Annotated in this window: 13 protein-coding genes; 8 read left to right on the top strand and 5 right to left on the bottom strand. The window is 68.2% G+C overall.

From position 1 onward, the window contains the following. Positions 1-4: 4 nt before the first annotated feature. The 4 genes from KY501_RS30775 to KY501_RS30760 form a co-directional block, all read right to left on the bottom strand. On the bottom strand, positions 5-2,227 hold the full coding sequence (locus KY501_RS30775; RefSeq protein WP_224367201.1) for a polysaccharide biosynthesis tyrosine autokinase: 2,223 nt from the start codon (positions 2,225-2,227) through the stop codon (positions 5-7). Next, the gene (locus tag KY501_RS30770; RefSeq protein ID WP_224367200.1) at positions 2,224-3,345 is read right to left on the bottom strand and encodes a polysaccharide export protein; all 1,122 of its coding nucleotides are present in this window, start codon (positions 3,343-3,345) and stop codon (positions 2,224-2,226) included. The genes KY501_RS30775 and KY501_RS30770 overlap by 4 nt, the downstream gene beginning before the upstream one ends. A gap of 143 nt (positions 3,346-3,488) precedes the next feature. Then, positions 3,489-4,352 (bottom strand): hypothetical protein, encoded by an 864-nt coding sequence (locus KY501_RS30765; protein WP_224367199.1) that lies wholly within the window; start codon positions 4,350-4,352, stop codon positions 3,489-3,491. A 211-nt stretch (positions 4,353-4,563) separates the two neighbouring features. Next, complete coding sequence (locus KY501_RS30760; protein WP_224367198.1) at positions 4,564-5,046, bottom strand: FKBP-type peptidyl-prolyl cis-trans isomerase; 483 nt, start codon at positions 5,044-5,046, stop codon at positions 4,564-4,566. 255 nt (positions 5,047-5,301) lie between these two features. Here KY501_RS30760 and KY501_RS30755 point away from each other — a divergent pair, with 255 nt between their 5' ends. From KY501_RS30755 to KY501_RS30745, 3 genes are all read left to right on the top strand, one after another. Continuing rightward, positions 5,302-6,840, top strand: coding sequence for a hybrid sensor histidine kinase/response regulator (locus tag KY501_RS30755; protein WP_224367197.1), 1,539 nt, complete (start codon positions 5,302-5,304; stop codon positions 6,838-6,840). A gap of 203 nt (positions 6,841-7,043) precedes the next feature. Continuing rightward, complete coding sequence (locus KY501_RS30750; protein ID WP_224367196.1) at positions 7,044-9,434, top strand: ABC transporter permease; 2,391 nt, start codon at positions 7,044-7,046, stop codon at positions 9,432-9,434. 24 nt (positions 9,435-9,458) lie between these two features. After that, positions 9,459-9,932 carry a YqaA family protein gene (locus KY501_RS30745; protein ID WP_309243007.1) on the top strand — a complete coding sequence of 158 codons (474 nt, stop codon included), beginning with the start codon at positions 9,459-9,461 and terminating at the stop codon, positions 9,930-9,932. Positions 9,933-9,985: 53 nt separating this feature from the next. On the opposite strand, the gene KY501_RS30740 is transcribed toward KY501_RS30745, so the two are convergent. After that, entirely contained in the window at positions 9,986-12,073 is a 2,088-nt protein-coding gene (locus tag KY501_RS30740) for an ATP-binding protein (RefSeq protein ID WP_224367195.1), read from the bottom strand. A 134-nt stretch (positions 12,074-12,207) separates the two neighbouring features. On the opposite strand from KY501_RS30740, the gene KY501_RS30735 reads away from it, so the two are divergent. The 5 genes from KY501_RS30735 to KY501_RS30715 all read left to right on the top strand — a co-directional run bounded on the left by KY501_RS30735 (position 12,208) and on the right by KY501_RS30715 (position 19,312). Then, a complete protein-coding gene (locus KY501_RS30735) occupies positions 12,208-13,521 on the top strand; it encodes a bifunctional folylpolyglutamate synthase/dihydrofolate synthase (RefSeq protein ID WP_224367194.1) in 1,314 nt (437 codons plus the stop codon). A 9-nt stretch (positions 13,522-13,530) separates the two neighbouring features. Then, complete coding sequence (locus KY501_RS30730) at positions 13,531-14,808, top strand: alpha/beta fold hydrolase (protein WP_224367193.1); 1,278 nt, start codon at positions 13,531-13,533, stop codon at positions 14,806-14,808. An 86-nt stretch (positions 14,809-14,894) separates the two neighbouring features. Then, positions 14,895-16,316 carry an AMIN domain-containing protein gene (locus KY501_RS30725; RefSeq protein WP_224367192.1) on the top strand — a complete coding sequence of 474 codons (1,422 nt, stop codon included), beginning with the start codon at positions 14,895-14,897 and terminating at the stop codon, positions 16,314-16,316. Positions 16,317-16,328: 12 nt separating this feature from the next. Then, positions 16,329-18,887 carry an LPS-assembly protein LptD gene (locus tag KY501_RS30720; RefSeq protein WP_224367191.1) on the top strand — a complete coding sequence of 853 codons (2,559 nt, stop codon included), beginning with the start codon at positions 16,329-16,331 and terminating at the stop codon, positions 18,885-18,887. A 74-nt stretch (positions 18,888-18,961) separates the two neighbouring features. Then, positions 18,962-19,312: a helix-turn-helix domain-containing protein gene (locus KY501_RS30715; RefSeq protein ID WP_044193679.1), complete on the top strand. Its 351-nt coding sequence runs from the start codon at positions 18,962-18,964 to the stop codon at positions 19,310-19,312. Positions 19,313-19,441 lie beyond the last annotated feature (129 nt).

Raw genomic sequence — 19,441 nt, 5'->3', positions numbered from 1 at the left:
TCGCTCAGCTCACGGTCGGGTAGTCGTACTGGTAGATGCCGCTCGCGGCGCGAGCCCTCGACGAGCGTGGCGCTCCGTTGAGGATGACCCCCTGCACCGGCGTGCCGTGCTGCTCGAACCGGTGGAGCGCCGCCGCGATCTCCTTCATCGGATGGGCTCCGGCGCGCACCACCATGAGGTTCACGCCCGCGTGTCGCCCCACGAGCGCCGCGTCCGTCACGGCGAGGATGGGAGGCGTGTCGATGAGGACGAGGTCGTGCTCAGCCGACAGTTGCGTCACGAGTTCCTTGAACCGGGCGCTCAGCAGGAGCTCGGAGGGATTGGAGGGAAGGGTGCCGGTGGGAAGGAAGGACAGGCTCTGCCCGGGAATCCTTCGGATGGCCTTCTCCAGGGGGATCGATCCGCCGAGGAGTTCGGAGAGTCCCTGGGCACGCTCGGTGGCGAAGCAGCGGTGGAGCCAGCTCCCTCGGAGGTTCGCGTCCACCAGCAGGACGCGCTTTCCACAGTCCGCGAGCACGCAGGCGAGGTTGAGCGAGACGAAGGACTTGCCCACGCTCGGGCTCGGGCCGGTGATGGCGATGACGTTGTTGCGGGAGGACTCCAGCGCGAGCAGGAGCCGGGTCCGAAGTCCGCGCATGCTCTCGATGACGGGATCGTGCGGCTGGGTCCGGGCCAGGATGGGGAGCCACTCGCCCGAAGACGCCCGCTTCCGTCGGGGCCGCGACGGAAGCGGGCTGGAGGGGAGGGTGGCGAAGACGGGAACGCCGAACTCCGCTTCGATCACGGCGGGGGACGACACGCCTCGACGGAGTCCCTGGCGGGCGAAGGCGAGCGCGATGCCGAGCGTCAGCCCCAGCACGAGGCTGACCGCGACCACACCGGGCTTGCTGGGCCGCACGGGAACGCGGCTCACCACGGGCACATCGACGATGCGCGCATTGCCGACGGTGCTCGCCTTCAGGACGCGGTACTCCTGCGCCTTGTTGTTGAGCTGGAGGTACAGCTCATTGGCTACCTTCACGTCGCGCATGAGCCGGGCGGACTCGAGCTCCGCTTCCGGCAGGGCCTTGAGCTGGGAGTTGAGCGCCGCCTGATCGGTCCGCAGCCGCGCCAGCTTGCGGGTCGTGGCGACGAGCGTGGGGTGGCTCTCGGTGAAGCGCTGCCGCAGCTCGGAGCGCTCGAGCAGGAGCGTCGAGATCGACTTCTCGAGGTTGGCGCTCCGCTCCAGGATCGACTGGGCCTCCAGCCCCAGGTCGACGTTCCCCTTCCCGGAGCGGTGGGCGCTCAGGGCCGCCTCGGCACGCTCCACTTCCTGGCGCAGGCCGGGCAGCTGCGAGTCGAGGAACACGAGCGTCTTCTCGGCGTCCTCGCTCCTGCGCTCGACGTTGTAGCGGACGTAGTGGAGGGAGAGGGCTTCGAGGATCGAGGCGATCTTCCCGGGCTCCTCTCCCTCCAGCGTCGCGGCGAGGATGCCGGTGTTGAGGCCCTTCTCGGTCAGGCGCAAGTCGCCCTGGAGTTCCTCCACTACCTGGGAGCGGGAGCGCTGCGTCACCCGGAACTGCGTTCCCGGGCGGGCGATGAGCTCGGAGACGAGGAGCTCGACCGGCTGGGGCAGCCCCGGTGGTGCCGCTGCGGGACTCCCGACACGTCCCTGGAGCAGCACCTGGGAGTTCCTGCCCAGGAGCGTGTACTCGCCGGGCTCGCCCGCCACGAGTGTGAGCGGAACGTCCTCCAGCTCCGAAGGCACGTGGATCCGCTCCACCTGGAGGCGCTCTCCTCCCCAGGCAAACCGGTCCAGTCCCCACAGGGGCGTGCTGGCGAGGCCCGGTCCCGTGTGGGCGCGGGCGAGCGCTGCCCCCAGCACTGGGAAGTACCGGGGCCGAACGTCGAGCTCCAGGTGCAGCTCGTCCGCGACGCGGCCCAGCAGGGTCCGCGAGCTGAGGAGTTCGATCTCGGTGGAGGTCTCCCCGGAGAAGTGAGCGAGCAGCTGGTCGAGATCTCCGAGGCTGCTGGTCTTCTGCTCGATCTGCAGGGTGGCACTGGCGCGATAGATGGGCGCCGTCGCCGTCAGGTACAGCACTCCCCCCAGGAACGTGAGGGCGAGCATCACGATGATCGATGCTCGATACTCGAGCAGGATTCCCAGGTAACTGCCCAGGTCGAGCTCGTCGTCGGAGGCTCCCTGGCTGGAGCGGGCAATGTCCTTTGAGCCGGGGGTACTCGTCATGGGGACTGCAATATGACGGCTCGGTTCCCCGTATCCATCGCCTGCCAGAGCAGCTGAACTGTTGGCTGGATCTGCGTAATGATCCGATTCCACCGCGTCAAGTTGTGCGCCGAGACGAAGATGACGTCGCGTGGTTGAAGCTGGAACTGCGTGGCGAGCAGGAGCGCATCCGGCGAGTGCGCGTCGAGCTTGTAGATGGAGGGCCGGTCGAAGCTCCCTCGGATCACGTAGACCTTGGAGGGGTTCGAGCTGACGGGATCGAAGCCCTCACTGTCGCCAATGGCCTCCGCGAGCGTCATCCGGCCCTTCACCATGAGTCGCGAGGAGGGCTTGCGGACCTCGCCCAGGACGAAGACCTTGTTGCGGCTGCGATCCGGGACATTGAGGATGTCTCCGTCCTGCAGGAGCCAGTTCTGGCTGACATCGCCCTGCTCGTAGAGCGCCTGTAGATCGAGAGCGAACGTCCTTCCACCCCGGCTGAGGGTGACTTCACGCAGGTCCGCCTCCGCAGTGAGTCCTCGGGCCTGGCTGATGGCGTCCTGGACTCGCAGGGGCACGTCCGTGATCGGGATGCTGCTGGGCGCGGCCACCTCTCCGGTGACCTGGACCTTCTGGCCTCGGAAGCCCACCACGCGCACGTCGAGCTGGGGGCGCTCGATGACGCTCGCCAGGCGCTGCGTCAGCAGCTCGCGGATCTCGCGCAGTGTCTTGCCCGCCACCTGGATCACTCCGACATGGGGGTAGAACATCGTCCCATCCGCCGACACGGGATGGCCGGTGGCCTCGGCGGGCCGGAACTCGCCCGCCGGGATCGTGAGCTCGGGGTGATCCCAGACGATCACGCTGAGCACGTCATGGGCCGTCACGCGGTAGTCGTAGTCCGCCGCGGCCTGGGCCAGCGGATCCTGCCTCGGAGCGGGACGCTCCTGGAGGCGAGTCTCCTGTTGCTTCTTGAGCAGTGCCGCATCGATCGAGACGATCTCGAACGCGTCGTCGGGGCCTCCGTCCGCCTTGCCGGCATACCGCTCCCGGAAGGCGTCCTCGTCCATGTGCATACCAGGACCCCAGGCGCACGCGCTCAGGCAGAGCATCCCGGTCATCAACAGGACGCGCTTCATCGGAAACCTCCGAAACCGATTCTTCCGGCACCGGGGAGGCACGCGTAAGCCGCTGCGCGTGTCCGCTGTCCGGAAGGGAATAGGACGGTGCGGGCGGATGACAGATCACCTGCCCTGCGGGGCGAGTCCGCCCGGGGATGGCTTCAGGCCTCGCCTGTGAGCCGGTAGTACGTGTGGGGCCGGTGCCAGCGGATGAACGTCTGCGCGAGCGCGTTCATGTCCCACTTGATGGGAACCGGATCCACGACGAACCCCATGTCATCCTTGAACTGCCGGAGCTGAGGCACCTCGCGAGCGTCCAGGCCTCCCACGAGCGTGTGGACGTTGCCGAACCGGCGGCAGATCTGCGCGAACTCGAAGACGAGGCCCGTCGAGATGTTGGTCGGCAGGGCCCACGTGGCGTAGTAGGCGTTGACGCCATACGCGATGCCATCCACCACGAAGCCATCCAGGTAGCCGCCGAGCTTGCCGTCGATCAGGCCCGCGAGCACGCACCAGTGAAAGCTTCGGAAGTACTTCTGGATGTCCGCGAGGTAGCTCTCACGGGTGGGGGGCTTCTTGTGCTGGGTCCTCGCCAGGGCGTCGACGACGGTGTCGTAGCCCTGCTCGGCGAGGAGCGCGGGCCCCGTCACCTGGACGATCTGTACGAGGCGCTGACACTTGCGGAGCTTGTTCCTGCGATTCGAGGAGAGGCAGTCGGGGCCGTAGCTCTCCAGGTCGGGCAGCCGCACGACAGGGACGGTGCCGTTGGCGGCTTCCGCGGCCTCGGGAGCCAACGCCGCGCGGTAGCCCCAGCTCAGCGGGGTGGGGCGGGTGGCTTCCTCGGGAGTGAGGCGCACCAGCAGGTGCACGGGTTGGAAGAACCCCGGGGCTCCCTTCTGCTCCCAGTAGTGGCCGCCGTGGGAGATGACCCGTGCGCCTTCCTGGCGCCGGTGCTCGGCCAACTCCTTCTCCGTGAAGACGTCGAACGTTGCCGCTGAGGCATCGCGTACCTGCTGAACCACCATGGCGCTTGAATCCTCCCCCCGAGAAGCCCGTGCCCAGGTCTGTCACGCGGGGTGACAGCTGGGACGTGGCGCTCTTTTGCGCAGAGCTTCCGCGTGATCACAAGCTCACACCGCGGATTGAGGAGGGGGATGGCGGCAGGGTGTGCATTGGCCAAAGCCGTCCTGGATCCCGAGGGCAATGAATCGTTCGGAATCCGAGTCGGACTTCGGTTCAGTGCTCGTGGCCCGGCGAGTGCGCGTGGCCGTGCTCGAGCTCCTCCGCGGTGGCCGCGCGCACCTCGAGCACCTTCACCTCGAAGTGGAGCGTCTTGCCGGCCAGCGGGTGGTTGAAGTCCACCACCACCGTCTTGGGGCGCACCTCCTTCACGAGGAAGTCCACCTCGTCTCCCTCGTCGTCCGTGGCGCTGACGATGCCGCCCTCCTCCAGCTCCAGGTCCGCCGGGAAGTCCTCGCGCGGCACTTCCTCCACGCCCTCGGGGTCGTAATCCCCGTAGCCTTCCGCGGGGGACACCTGCACCTTCAGGGAGTCGCCCACCTTCTTGCCCTCCAGCGCCTTCTCCAGGCCGGGGACGATCTCCTCGTACCCATGCAGGTAGACGAGCGGGTCGCTCTCCTCGCTCTCCTCGATGATCTTCCCGTCCCCCAGATGCAGCCGGTAGTTGATCGAGACGACGCTGTCCTTCGCGATTTCCATGGGTGCTCTCCTCGGAGCAACAGTGAGGCGGGATTGAAGCCGGTGCCGTCTAGCACAGAAGCCCGTCCGGAGGTCGCATCAGTTCTGGCAAGAACACTCTAAACGAATTCCAAGCTTGATGAGGGCTTTCCGGCTTGGAATGGATTGCGGCTCTCGTTGGGCTATGTGAATCTTTACATGAAGCAGATGCTTTCAGCAGTGGGGGGGACCCATGCTGGGAAATGTCTATACACAGCCAGCGCAGGCAGGCTGGCCATGAGTACCGACGCCGCGTGGACACAGCGTCTGGTGACGCAGCAGCTCGAGTTCCTCGAGATCATCGAGCACATCCCTGATGTCATCGTCATCGTTCGTCCGAGCGGAGAGATCCGGTTCGCCAACGCTCGCGCGGCGCTTAGCGTGGGAGTTCCTTCCGCGAGCCTGCTCGTGGGCCGGAGCCTCGTCTCGCTGCTGGCGCCCGAGGATCAGGAGCGTTGTCGGTGGATGCTCGCGCGGCACCATGTTCCACCCGAGGAGGGCGAGCGCACGGAGCTGCGGCTGTTGAGAGAGGGGCGGGAGCCCGTGGTGGTCGAGGCCTCGTTGCTGCGAGAGGTCGACTTCGACGAGGAGCGCTCGCTGCTCCTCGTGGCGAGAGACATCACCGAGGAGCGGCAATTGCGTCTGCGATTGCAATTGGCAAGTCAGCTGGCCTCCGTGGGCACGCTGGCGGCGGGGGTGGCCCATGAGATCAACAACCCGCTCTCGTTCGTCACCGCGTCCCTGGCGTTCGTGCGGGAGAGCCTGCCGAGCCTGAGCGGGAGGCCCTCGCAGGAGCTCTGGGAGGAAGTGAACGAATCTCTTGGAGAGGCCCTGGAGGGCGCCCATCGCATCCGAGACATCGTCCGGGATCTGAAGACCTTCTCCCAGAGCTCACCCGGGGCAGCGCAGCGGGCGAACCTGCGCGCCGCGGCGGAGTGGGCGCTCAAGGTCACCGCGCACCAACTGCGCCACCGCTGCACGGTCCGGCAGGAGCTGGGGCCGGTGCCCGCGGTCGTGGGGAACGAGGCTCGCCTGGGCCAGGTGTTGGTCAACCTGTTGATCAACGCCGTGCAGGCCCTGCCGGAGGATCGCACCTCGGAGAACCAGGTCCGCGTGGCCACGTTCATGGATGGCCAGGGTCGCGCGGTCGTCGAGGTGGAGGACAACGGTTGCGGCATCCCGCCCCAGCACCTGGAGCGCATCTTCGATCCGTTCTTCACCACCAAGCCGGTGGGTCAGGGCACGGGGCTGGGGCTCGCCATCTCGCACGCGATCGTCTCGGAGGCGGGCGGGGAGATCGAGGTGCGCAGCCACCCCTCGGTGGGCACCTGCTTCCGCGCGGTGTTCCCTCCGTCCCGTCAGTCCCCCGTCCGCCGCGAGATCCCTCGTACTCCGCCTCCACTCCCGCGCGTCCTGCGGGTGCTCGTGGTGGACGACGAGCCCTCCGTGGGCACGGCGTTGAAGCGGATGCTGGGCCACAACCACGAACTCGTCACCATCACCGAGGCGCGTGAGGCGCTCGATCGGCTGCGCGAGGGCGAGCGGTTCGACGTGGTCCTGTGCGACCTGATGATGCCGTACATGAGTGGGATGGAGTTCTACCGGGTGCTTCAGGAGCAGTTCCCCGCGCTGACGCGGCAGGTCGTCTTCATGACGGGGGGCATCTTCACGGAGGCGGCGCGGGCCTTCATCGCCCAGGTACCCAACCCCACCATGGAGAAGCCCTTCGTGAGGGACCATGTCGAGGAGGTGCTCTCCCGGCTCGCCGTGGGGTAGCCGGGCTGTTCACATCCGGGACGCGCCGTCCCAGGTTCGGACAGTGTCCCCCGGTTTCGCCCGGCCGGAGGCTCCGCGCTCCTAGGGAACCGCACCCGCCGGCACGTTGGTGCGGAACCTGCTTATGCCTCTGCCGAGAGCCTTCCCTCCCTTCGAGACGGATGTGGGAGGATGGCGGGTTTCCGGCGGAGGCGGCAGTCACCATGGAAGCGTTCCTCAGAGATGCCCGATATGCCTGGCGCGGGCTGCGTCGCACGCCGGGCTTCACCCTCGCCGTGGTGCTGACGCTGGGCCTGGCGCTGGGAGCCAACACGGTCATCTTCAGCATGGTGCATGCGCTGGTGCTGCGCCCGTTGCCCTTCCCCCAGAGCGAGCAGTTGGTGCGGCTGTACTGCGTCCAGCCCGAGGATGGCGACGTGAGCCCCTCGGAGCCGGAGGCCGCGGCGTGGAGCGAGGAGACGCGGGCCTTCAGTGGAGTGGCGGGCTTCTTCTCCACCTCCGTCAACCGCACTGGAGGAGAGCTGCCCGAGCGGCTCCAGGCGGTGCGCACCACCCCCAATCTCTTCTCTGTCGTGGGCGTGGCGCCTGTCGCCGGCCGTCCGTTCGAGCCCGCGGATGCGCAGCCCGGCGCGGCTCCCGTGGCGCTCGTCTCGCACAACCTGGCGACGCGGCTGTTCGCCACTGCCGGGGCCGCTGCGGGTCAGACGCTCTGGCTGGATGGCACCGCCGTGCGTATCGCGGGAGTACTGCCCCAGGGCTTCGCGCTGGGGGACTCCAGCAAGGAGGTCGAGGTCTGGCTGCCGCTGCTGCTGCGGACGAACCCGGAGGCGCTGGGCCACCACCGCCTGACGGTGCTGGCCCGGCTGAAGCCCGGCGTGGCGTTGGAGTCCGCGCGGCTCGCTGCCTTCCAGCGCAGCGTCCCCTTGTTCTCTCGAACGGGGGAGGATGGAGACTCCGAGCCGCCCCATGACGTGAGCGCGCTGTCCTGGCAGGCGGATGTCACCGGGCGCAGCCGCCCTGTCGTGTTTGCTTTGTGGGGCGCGGCGGCCTTCGTTCTCTTCATCGCTTGCGCCAACGTCGCCAACCTGCTGCTGGCTCGCGCCATGCACCGCAGGCGTGAGGGGGCCATTCGCTCCGCACTCGGAGCGAGCCTGCGGCACCGCATCAGCGAGACGCTCGCCGAGAGCTTGCTGCTGGCGTTGATGGGGAGCGCGGTGGGGTTGCTGATCGCCCTGTGGGGCACGGATGCCCTCACTGCGGCGTTGCCTCCGGCGCTGCGGAACCTCGCCGCACCGGAGCTGCACCTGCCCGTGTTGCTCTTCGCCGCCGGGCTGTGTGTGGGGGTCGCCGTGCTCCTTGGACTGGTGCCCGCGCTCGACTCCGCCCGTATCGCGCTGCTGCCGCTGCTGTCCGGGGGGCATGGCTCCACCGGGGCCCGCCATCCGCTGCGCGCGGCCCTCGTGGTGGTGCAGCTCGCCCTGGCGCTCGTGCTGCTCACGGGCGCGGGCCTCCTCGTGCGGACGCTCGCGCAGCTCTCCGAGGTGGATCTCGGCTTCCACCCCGAGGGCGCGGTGTCCGCGGCGGTGCAACTGCCAGCCCAGCGCTACCCGGACGAGTCCTCGCGTGTTCGCGTCGCGGCCCGCCTGGAGGAGGCCCTGGCCTCGATTCCTGGCATCCGAGCCGTGGGACTGCAGCGGGAGATCCACCTGGCGGGATCCACCACCTCGTCGGGCGTCATGGTGGAGGGGACGGACGACACGGGCTCGCGCCACGCCGAGCACCGTATCGCCAGCCCCGGCGCCTTCGAGGCCCTGGGAGTTCCCTTGAAGCGCGGCCGCCTTTTCGATGCGACGGATGGACAGGGTGCGGCTCTGGTAGCGGTGGTCAACGAGGCCTTCGTGCGCTCGTTCCTCGCGGGGCGGGATCCGCTGGGCAGCCGGTTCTCCTTCAACTCGACGACGTGGTGGACCGTGGTCGGCATCGTGGGAGACGTGCGCCACATCGAGCTGACGGAGGCCCCGGGACCCGCGTTCTATCTGCCGGTGGCCCAGACGGGGCCAGAGGTGCTGAACCTCATCGTTCGCGGATCGCCCGAGCCCACGCTCGCGCAGGTTCGCTCGGTGGTGAAGGGCGTGGATCCGGAGCTGCCGGTGCCCACGCTGCAGAAGCTCGATGCGTTGGTGGCCCGTGGCAAGCAGCGCTACGAATTGCTGCTCAACGTGCTCTCCGCCCTGTCGGGGCTGGCCCTCCTGCTGGCGGCGCTCGGCATCTGGGGCGTGATGTCCTACAGCGTGACGCAGCGCACGCGCGAGCTGTCCATCCGCCGGGCCCTGGGTGCGACCGAGCGCAATCTGGTGAGGCTGGTGGTGGGCGCCGCGGGACGGCTGGTGGGCTTCGCGCTCCTGGTGGGATTGCCGGCGGCGGTGGGGTTGGGGCAGGTGGCGCGCGGGCTGCTCTACGGTGTCACCCCCACGGACGTGCCCACGCTGCTGGGCGTCGCGGCGCTGCTGGGCATGGTGGGCCTGATCGCCGCATGGCTGCCGGCCAGGCGCGCGGCCCGGGTGGATCCCGGACTCACCTTGCGGTCCGAGTAGCGGCCGGTAGGCTGCGCTCTCCTCGTGATACCTGATCCCGTCACCCTGGCCGCCTGGGGGCTCCCCGGCGTCTTCGTCGTCGCCATGCTGGCGGGCTCGATCGTGCCGATGCCCTCGGAGGCACTGGTGGCCGCCGTCATCGTCGGAGGCGTGTCTCCAGTGGCGGTCGTCTCGGTGGCCACCGTGGGCAATGTCCTCGGCGCACTGTCGCTCTACCTGCTCGGGCGGTGGGTGGCGCGCGGAGGCGGAGGGTTCCTGGGCCGCTGGGTCTCCCGCCGGAGTGCTCGCGAGGGGCCTCGGCTGGAGCGTGCACGGGAGCGGTTGAGGACGTGGGGCTCTCCCATCCTCGTGCTCTCATGGCTCCCCGTCGTGGGGGATGGCTTCGTCCTCGCGGCGGGGCTCGTGGGTGTCCGAGTCGCTCCCTTTCTCGTGTTCACCACGTTGGGCAAAGCCCTGCGCTATTGCTTCGTGGCGGTCTCCGCCATGGCTGCGATGTGAAAGGTCCGTGCCCGTGTCGCCCAACGGCTGCCGTCCACGAAGTGATCCCCGACTCAGTTCCGCGCTGGCCGGATGCGACACCGGGTCTCGGCCACACGCGCCTGGGCTGCTTCCTCGGTTCGGCCAGCCTCCGCCAGGAGGACCGCCGCGCGTGCGTAGTGGTCAGCGGCCTGTTCCAGGGGCAGCACCTGCTCCTGCGACTGCGCGGCGGCCAGCAGGTAGGGCAGGGCGCGCTCCATCGAGCCTGCCTCCAGCCAGTGGTGGGCCAGCAACAGCGGAGGGGCGCCCTCGTTCTCGAACACGGTGGCGAGCCGGCCGTGCAGGGTCCGCTTGGAAGCAGGCTGGAGGCTGTCCTGGACTGCCTCCCTCACCAGATCATGGATGAAGCGCTCGTCCATCAGGACCTGGGCGGCCTCGAGCTCCGCGAGCGCCGAGTGCGCCACGCTGACGGACACCTGAAGCGCCTCGGAGACGAGGGAGGCCCGGAAGTGGGAGCCCGCCAGGGCCGCGAGTTGGGCACTCTGCAGCGCCAGCGGTGACAACTGCTCCAGCCGCCGCCGGATCAGCGGGCCCACCCGCCCCGGAGGAGGCAGTCGATCGGGCCAGGGCTTGTGGAGCGAGTCGGTCTCGATGAAGTGCTTGATCGTCTCCACCACATAGAGCGGGTTGCCACCGGTATACCGGGACAAGGCCTCGGCATGGCGCTCGGCGCCCGGTAGCTCCAGCCCCGCCAACATCTGGTGTACCTCTTGTGCGGAGAGCGGGCCGAGTTCGATGAGACGCGCCACCCCTTGATCCACCAGCTGGTGCACATACGTCTGGGAATAGGCCGGGAGCTCTCCCTTTCGGTAGCAGTCGATGAAGCGCAGGGTTCGGCTCTGCGCTCCGCCCGCCTCGGCCATGCGCGTGAGCGCGTAGGTGAAGGCCTTGGAGCTGGCCTTGTCCCAGTACTGCACGTCATCCGCGATGCTGACGCACTCCTCCTGGTGCAGCAGCCGGATCGCCTCCGCCTGCGCGTCGTAGAAGCGCAGCGTGTCGGCCTCCGAGCGCAGCGGCGGGAGGGACCGGGGATCCCCCAGCTCGGGCAGGATGCGCGAGAGCTCGGTGCGCACCCAATCCGGCAGCTTCGCGTCTGGCCAGCGGGCCATCTGTGTCCGGAAGGCGCGTGCGGCCGAGGCAAAGGGAACATCCCGGTCCCCGATGCGCGCTTCGATCCGTCCCCACGGGCCACGGGTGCTCGCGAACTCCTCGGCGAGGCGGGACTTGCCGGCCCCGGGCTCTCCCGTGATGAACAGGATGAGTCCGGCGTTCCAGCCCTCCTCGAGCTGCCGCCATGCAGCCTCCCGGCCGGCCAGTAGCGGTGGGCGCAGCACGGACAGGGGCAGGGGCCGGCGAGCCGTGACCGGAGGCCGGGGCAGATCGGTGCCCTTCTCGATTTGCCTCACCAGCGCGAGCGTCTCCGGCATGGGATCCACGCCCAGCTCGCGAGAGAGCATGGAGCGCAGCCGCTCGAAGGCTGCCAGGGCCGCGCCTCGATCCCCCCGCAGGTAGTGCAGGCGGATGAGGTGGACACCGGCCTGCTCGGACTCGGGCTCCTGCTGGACCCAGCTCTGGGCCAGAGCGAGGGCCGCCGACCAGTCGCCCAGGGACGTGTACCGTTCGATCTCGGCCTCGCGCGCCTTGCGCACCCACCCGTCGATCGCGGCGCGGACTCCTTCTACCCAACGAGCCAGCTCGGGGCAGTCATCGAAGTCGAAGCCGGCCAGCAGCAGTCCGGGACCTTCGGCGGGGAGGGCCTCCAGCACCCGCGCGTGCTCCTGGTTTCGGGCCGCCACCTTGAGGCGCGCGGCGTCCACCGCCAGGGATGGGCCGAGCTCCAGTCGCTCGGAATCCGCGTCCACCCACGCCTCACCCGGGCCCGCCAGACGCAGGCGGCGCAGCAACTGACGCATGTTGGCGCGCACCGTCTGCGGAGCCGAGTCCGGCCACAGCAGGCTGGCCAGGGCGAACTTGGGAGAAGGCCCCTCCAGTCCCAGGTACGCCAGCAGCACCGCCGCTCGCCGCTCCAACCGCACGCGCTGGCCCTCAGGACCTTCGAGGTGCGCCAGCCCCAACACTCGTGCTGCCCATTCGCCCGTCACACCGCGTGGCGTACCGGAGGTTTTCCCCGCAGACAAAGGCGATTCATGCTGAGAATCGTGAACTGGATGGAGACACGGGCTTGCCTGACAGCTGTGCTGTACAGCTGCATCCATTATTAAGGTCTGGCCACACCATGACGATGCCCCGGACAGCGGACGAGGCGCTGGACTTCTTTTCTCGGTTGAACCCCTCGGTCATCAAGCCGGGCCTGGAGCGCATGCACGTAGCGCTCGAGGCTCTGGGCCATCCAGAGCGCCGCTACCGCTCGCTCCACGTGGCGGGCACCAATGGCAAGGGCAGCACCTGCGCCTTCTCCGCCACCGCCCTGCGCGCCGCCGGGCACCGTGTGGCGCTCTATACCTCTCCGCATCTGGAGCGCGTCACCGAGCGCTTCCAGGTGGATGGCGCGGAGATCTCTCGCGAGCTGCTCGGCCGCCGCATCCTCGAGATCCTCGAGCGCTACCCTGAAGCCGCCGCCACTCCCGCGCCCCTCACGTACTTCGAGTTCGGCACCGTCATCGCCTTCTGGCACTTCGCCCAGGAGGCCGTGGACATCGCCGTGCTGGAGACGGGGCTCGGCGGGCGGCTCGATGCCACCAACACCGTCACGCCGCTCGTCACCGCCATCACGCCCATCTCCTTTGATCACATGGAGTACCTGGGCAACACCCTCGGAGCCATCGCCGGCGAGAAGGCTGGCATCCTCAAGCCGGGGGTGCCCGTGGTGCTCAGCCGCCAGGAACCCGAGGCGCTCGATGCCATCTCCCGCATCGCAGCCCAGGTGGGCGCTCCCGTGCTGCTGGAGGGCAGGGACCTCACCTCTCACGAGACGCCCTCGGGAGGGCTCTCCTATAGAGGACCCCGGTGGAGCCTGGATGGACTCTCCCTCTCCCTGCGAGGACCTCACCAGCGGCAGAACGCGTCCGTGGCGCTCGCCGCGTTGGAGCAGCTCGATGCGCGCGGCGTAGCTGTATCTGCGGATGCAGCGCGCACAGGCCTTGCCTCGGCCTACTGGCCCGGCCGCCTGGAGGAGCTGAGCAGGCGACCGGCCGTCGTCCTGGACGGTGCCCACAACCCGGGCGGCATCGCCGTGCTGCTCTCCTCGCTCGATGCCCTCTACCCTGGGCGGCGCATCCACGCCGTCTTCGGGGTGGTGGCCGACAAGGACCGCGCTCCCATGATGCGGGCCCTCTTTCCACGCTGCGCCTCCATCCACCTCACGCCCCTCGACACCCCGCGCTCCCTGGCCCCTGAGCGGTACCTCGACGAGGCGCGTGCACTGTGTGCGGATGTACGGGCCTATGCCCGCCTGGACGAGGCCCTGGTAGGCGCAAGGAGCCTCGCGGGGGAGGATGACGTCATCTTATGTGCGGGCTCCTTGTTCCTGGTGGGGGCAGCCCGCGCTTGGCTCGCGCGAAACCTTGGCGCGATGCAGCAGCGGCAGTAAATTTCAGATATGCGCTTGCCGGATGATTGGAGGACCGCGGCCCCCGGTCCAAGGATACCGACCGTCGACGAGGTCGACTTCCGGGCGCTCTATCAGAAGACGAAGTACGTCGTGGAGACGGCGGACGGCTGGTCGCTGATGATGACCCGCTACCGGCCGGTGAAGCAGCCCTTCCCGCAGCCGTTGTTCGGTGAGGTGCTGCTGCTGGTGCATGGCTTCTCGCAGAACAGGCATGCGTGGACGAGCGGGCAGTTCGTCAAGAACCTGCTGTTCTTCGGCGTGGACATCCACATCCTGGAGCTGCGCGGGCACGGCAAGAGCTCGCTGGAGCTTCAACGCGAGCGTGCCGAGCGCTTCCGCCGCCCGCTGCCGCCGGACCTGGATTACGACTGGGACATCGACAGCTACTTCCTCTACGACCTGCCTGCCGCGGTCTCTGGAGTGAAGCGCATCACCCGGCGAGACAAGATCTTCTACTGCGGGCACTCCATGGGCGGGATGCTGGGCTACGGCTACGCCGGCATCCACGATGACTTCGAGGGCCTCATCACCATCGGCTCGCCAGCGGACCTGGGGCGGGGCTTCCTGATGCTTCGGGCGCTGGCCATGAGCGCGCCGGCCGTGGGCGGCCTGGTGGACATGACGCTGGCGGGGCTCAACGTGCAGGGCAGGGTGGGGCACATGGGCCGCTCGCTGCTGGCGCGGGGGATCAAGGCGGTGAGCCGCGAGCTCGGCAAGCGGCTGGAGCCTCCGATAGACCACCGGGACACGCGCTTCAACTACGTGCCGGTGGACACCTGGCTGAAGTACGCGGAGAAGCAACTCGCCCGTGCCGAGGGCCACCCGCTCTACGAGCGCCTGGCCGCACGCATCAACAGGCTGAGCAACCCGGCCCGCGTGAGCGCCAAGGACATCCGCTGGCTGCTGCGCGAGGGCGGAGAGCGCGAGCCGCGCAAGGTGCTGGAGCAGTTCGCCCGGTGGATCCGCCGGGGCGAGATGGTCTGCTACCGCACCGACTACGACTTCAAGCGCGGCTTCTCCAAGATCAAGATCCCCATGGCCATCATCTTCGGGGACATGGATCCACTGGCCTCGGTGGAGTCCACCCGGAGCGTCTACCGCGCCGCGCAGAGCGAGTACCTGCTGTGGCGCCCCGTGAAGGGCAACAGCCACATCGAGCTGACGATGGGGCATGACATCCGGCAGATCTGCTACGACATCAAGAACCTGATCGAGTACGCACGGACCCACCGCGTACGTCCACCGGTGCTGCCGCGAATCCGCTAGCGCTTCGAGCAGGTCCAGGGCCGGGAAATTGGAGCAGGGGAGCGCATGCTCTACAGTCGCGCTCTCCGAAGAAGGGGTGTCGTTCGATGAAGTTCCTGGCGGTGTCCGTGCTCGGCTGGGTGCTGGTTCCTCTGCTTGCGCTCGCGCAGGAGAAGGTGGAACTCAACACCATCACGGGCGTGACGGTGAACGGCAGCGCCGTGGAGATCACCGGCACGAAGAAGCCGAACTTCACCACCTTCACCATGACGGATCCTCCGCGGCTGGTGATCGACATCTCCGAGGCCGTCCTCAAGGGCGTCCCGGAGGAGACGCGGGTGAACAACGGTCTGATCACCGGGCTGCGCTCGGCGAACTACGGCTCGGACACCTCCGCCATCGCCCGCGTGCTCATCGGCTACGACCGGGACGTGGAGACCGACATCCAGGTTACCGGCAACGTGCTGATGGTGAAGGTGCTGGAGGGTGGGGGCCCGCTCGTGGCCCAGGCGCCTCCCATGCCCGAGAAGCCCCTCGAGGCATCCAACGGCCCGACTGCCGCCGAGGCCCAGGCCGGCGCCACGCAGGCCACCACGGCGGCCAAGGCGGACCGTGAGGCCCAGGAGAAGGCGGCGGCGGACGCTGCCGCGGCGGCCAAGGCGGACCGTGAGGCCCAGGAGAAGGCCCAGGCGGAGGCCACCGCCTTGGCGAAGAAGTCCGAGGAGGAGCGCCGCAAGCAGGAGGAGGCCGCTCGCGCGGAGGCAGCGAAGAAGGCCGAGGAAGAGCGCAAGGCGAAGGAGCTCGCCGCCGCCGAGGAGAAGAAGCGCCAGTTGGAGACTGCTCGCGCGGAGGCGGATGCCCGCAAGCAGGCAGAGGCCGAGGAGAAGAAGCGCAAGGCGGACGAGGCCGAGGCTCGCAGGCAGGCGGAGGCCGAGGAGAAGAAGCGCAAGGCGGACGAGGCCGAGCAGAAGCGTCTGGCCGCGCTCGAGGAGAAGAAGCGCAAGGCGGACGAGGCGGAGGCCCGCAGGGAGGCGGAGGCCGACGAGAAGAAGCGCAAGGCGGAAGAGGCCGAGGAGAAGCGCCTGGCCGCGCTCGAGGAGAAGAAGCACAAGGCGGAAGAGTCGCGCGGCACCCGCGTGGCCAGCGCTGAGCCTCCCTCCAGGCCCGAGCCGGAAAGCCCCTCGGCGGGTTCCGTCTCCGGACGGCGTGGGATCCTGGAGATCGTCGGTTTCCAACAGCAGGCCGGAGGCGCGCGTGTCTACGTGCGCACCAACGAGCCTGTGAGCTACAAGGTGTCCGAGGGACGCAACGAGATCGTCCTCATGCTGGAGAACACGCAGATCGGCAAGGGCAACAACACCCGTGCGCTCGACACCTCCTACTTCGATACCGCCGTGGCTCGAGTGGACCCGACCGTTGGACCCGACCGCTCCGTGCGCGTCTCCATCAAGCTCAAGGCGCAGGTGCCCGTGCAGACTCGCCAGGAGGGCAACACCATCTCCCTGGAGTTCCCGCGCCCGAACCGGTGAGCGGACAGGGCCATGAGCCTCCTGCTCCCGGCGACGGTGGCGCTGCTCGTCTCGGCGCAGATCCCCCTGTCCACCCAGATCCAGCTCCCCACCGGGGAGACGGTCGAGGTGGCCGCGGACTTCGTCGTCTACGAGCCGGACCGCCAGCTACTCACCGCTCGAGGACACACCGAGCTGCGCACCGCCGAAACGGTGCTGCGCGCCGATGAAGTCACCTATGACCAGTCAGCGCAGACGGCTCGGGCCAGCGGCAGCGTCATGTTCGTCAGCGGACAGTTCGCCGCCGTGGCGGACGAGGTGGCGGTCGACCTGAAGTCCAACGAGGCCACCGTGAAGGGGGGCCTCTTCATGCAGAAGCGCAACGTTACGGCGGATGCCCTGCGCGCCGCGGAGACGCCCCAGCAGCTCCGGCAGATGGGCGACACGCCCGTGTTGCTCAGCGGCACGCGCATCAAGCGCACCGGCCCCAATGCCTTCCAGGTGGATGATCTCGCCTTCAGCCCGTGCGAGTGCAAGCCGGGAGAGCCCAGTTGGCGCGTGGAGGCGAACAAGGCCAACGTGGAGATGGGAGAGCGCGCCATCCTCTCCTGGCCCGTTGTTTATGTGCACTCGGTGCCGGTGTTCGCTCTGCCCTGGCTGTACCTGCCGCTGGCCGAGCGCCGCTCCGGCCTGCTCGTGCCGCGGCCCACGACTTCGGGGCTCAATGGTTTCTCCATTGATCAGCCTGTCTTCTTCACGCTCGGACGCAGCTACGATCTCACCTTCACCCCTGGCTATTACACCGGCGCCTCGCAGGAGACGCGCGAGTTCACCGATGCCAACGGTGAGAAGTTCACGCGCAAGGAGCCTCGCACCGTCGGCATCCGCGGGCCGCGCCTGCTCACCGAGTTCCGGTATGTGCCCAGCGAACAGACTCGCGGGCGGGCCACGCTGGGCGTCGTCTATGACCGCCAGCCGCTGCGCAACCCGGTGGATGGCTCTTTCTACCGTCCAGGTGGCTCCACCGCCGAGCCCCTCACCGAGGCACGCGGGCTGAGAGGCGAGGCCTCCTGGCAGCACGTCCAGGATCTCGGAGGTGGCTTCCGGGATCGCGTCGACGCGGCGTTCGTCTCGGATGGCTTCTACACGCGCGATCTCACCGCGGACATCGTCGCTCGAGAGAACCAGTACCTGCGCAGCACCGGGGTGCTCTACCACCGCGGCGAGGAGCACTACGCGGGCGTGGAGGTCTCCCTGCGCCAGGACATCCGCTGGGACTTCCAGTTCCTGCGGGAGGATCGCATCCCGTCCGCGTTGGATCCGGCCCGGCCTGTCGTCCCGGGGCCCGTCACCCTCCAGCGGCTGCCTGCCTTCACGGTGGCTTTTCCCGAGAGGCGCTTCGCGGGCCGCTGGGCGGCGGGGCTGCGCATGGAGCTCACCCGCCTGTCTCCCTTCACCAAGACCTTTGGAGACGAGGGCGAGGATGGGCTCTTCACCCCCGCGCTCCCTCTCTATGCAGGCAATTCGCAGTCGCCTCCGGACGCCACGCAATCGGATGGGATCTTCAACGCATCCGACCGCGAGGCGCGCGATCGGTTGGACTTCTTCCCGCGGCTCTCGACGTCTTTGGGCCTGGGCCCGTACGCGCGGCTGACGCCCTCGCTGTCTGTCCGTCAGGACATCTATCTCGGCGAGGTGTCCGGACGGGTAGCCCAGCGTGGCTACCCCTTGCTTGGCCTCATCGCGGACTCCGAGCTGGCGCGCACCTACGAGCACGGTACCTCTGCCTGGCGCCACACCCTGGTGCCCTCCGTGGAGGTGCGCTACGTCCCAGGTGTATGGGGTGGCGTCCCTTCACCCGGTGCCTCGCCTGACCGCCCTTCCCAGCTCTACGACGAGCTTGACGCGGCGCTTCCGGTAGGGCCGGAAGGACAGAGTCAGGGCTTCCTCCAGGCCGTGGTGGAGGTCAGCCAATCGCTCCAGCTCAAGCGAGGAGACCAGCGGCGTGAGGTGCTCCGCCTCCGCCTGGGGCAGGGGTTTGATCTGACCCGTTATGTATTGGACCTTGGTACAGGGGAGGCGAGCGAGCCATCACGCAGGGTGTTACGTGACTCATACGCGCGTCTCAATGCCAGTGCAGGCGTGCTCAATGCTGGAGCATTGGTCCGTTTTGACCCCAATACCTCTCGTATCACCCAACTGAGCGCGGATGCCTCCATCGACAACGGGAAGGGAGAGGCTCTCTACGCGCGTTATGACGACTTGTTAGCAGTCGGTTCCGACCGACTGCGTCGTGGCATCGATGCCTTGGTTGGTCCGGCTGCGGAGAGTCAGGCCCGCGCTCAGCTCCTCGTGGCAGGCGCGCGTTTGTCGCTCGGAATCGGACTTGGTCTAAGGTACGAAGCCATCGTGCAGCCACTCGCGAAGACACAGTCACCGCTCGCTCAGCAGGTGCTGGGTGTGTCGTACGGTCCCGCGTGTGACTGCTGGCGTGTCGAGGGAGTTGCCACGCTGCGCCGGGGCCAGAAGCGCCCCGACTTCGGCCTCAACTTGATTGTGGCCGGCGTCGGAGCTTTCGGGTCAGGAAGTTGACGGGCAGCGGAATCCCCGAATGCCGACAGTAGTTGTCATCACCTTGCAACGTTCCCTAGGAGGCCAGGATTTTCGTGTCGGAACTCGGAAAACGTATTGGCCAACGCATCCGCGAGCTTCGCACGCAGCGGCCTGAGCGTTGGACCCAAGAGGAGCTCGCGGAGCGGGCTCAGATCAGTGTGTCGTTTCTCTCGATGATTGAGCGCGGTGAGCGTGTTGCCCATGTGGAAACGCTCGCGGCGCTCGCCAGCGCCCTGGGCGTCAGCCTCGGGGAGCTGTTTGCTGGAACGGAGCAGTCCCTCGCGCAGACCGAGGACCTGCTTCGCCCGCTGTCGGACTTTGCCCGTGCCCGGGGCCTCACGGCCAGGGATGTCGACCGCCTGCTGGGCGTGGCGCGGGTGATGTTCAACGGTTCGACGGCGTAGTCCGGTGCCGCGGTGCCTGTTTTCGAGGCCCGCGGCGCCGTGCCGTGTCCTTGACTCGACACAGGGCAGCCCTGGAAGATGGGGAACTGTTGGCCAGGCGGCACCTGAGTTGCCTGGCCGTCCCTCTTC

The sequence above is a fragment of the Hyalangium versicolor genome (assembly GCF_020103695.1).
Lineage (GTDB): Bacteria > Myxococcota > Myxococcia > Myxococcales > Myxococcaceae > Hyalangium > Hyalangium versicolor.
Note: the sequence above shows the minus strand (reverse complement) of the source record. Positions and strands in the feature narration are given on the sequence as shown.

Coding starts and splice junctions, on each gene's coding strand:
- KY501_RS30775 (WP_224367201.1), bottom strand. CDS start 2,227: ATGACGAGTACCCCCGGCTCAAAGGACATTGCCCGCTCCAGCCAGGGA.
- KY501_RS30770 (WP_224367200.1), bottom strand. CDS start 3,345: ATGAAGCGCGTCCTGTTGATGACCGGGATGCTCTGCCTGAGCGCGTGC.
- KY501_RS30765 (WP_224367199.1), bottom strand. CDS start 4,352: ATGGTGGTTCAGCAGGTACGCGATGCCTCAGCGGCAACGTTCGACGTC.
- KY501_RS30760 (WP_224367198.1), bottom strand. CDS start 5,046: ATGGAAATCGCGAAGGACAGCGTCGTCTCGATCAACTACCGGCTGCAT.
- KY501_RS30755 (WP_224367197.1), top strand. CDS start 5,302: ATGAGTACCGACGCCGCGTGGACACAGCGTCTGGTGACGCAGCAGCTC.
- KY501_RS30750 (WP_224367196.1), top strand. CDS start 7,044: ATGGAAGCGTTCCTCAGAGATGCCCGATATGCCTGGCGCGGGCTGCGT.
- KY501_RS30735 (WP_224367194.1), top strand. CDS start 12,208: ATGACGATGCCCCGGACAGCGGACGAGGCGCTGGACTTCTTTTCTCGG.
- KY501_RS30730 (WP_224367193.1), top strand. CDS start 13,531: ATGCGCTTGCCGGATGATTGGAGGACCGCGGCCCCCGGTCCAAGGATA.
- KY501_RS30725 (WP_224367192.1), top strand. CDS start 14,895: ATGAAGTTCCTGGCGGTGTCCGTGCTCGGCTGGGTGCTGGTTCCTCTG.
- KY501_RS30720 (WP_224367191.1), top strand. CDS start 16,329: ATGAGCCTCCTGCTCCCGGCGACGGTGGCGCTGCTCGTCTCGGCGCAG.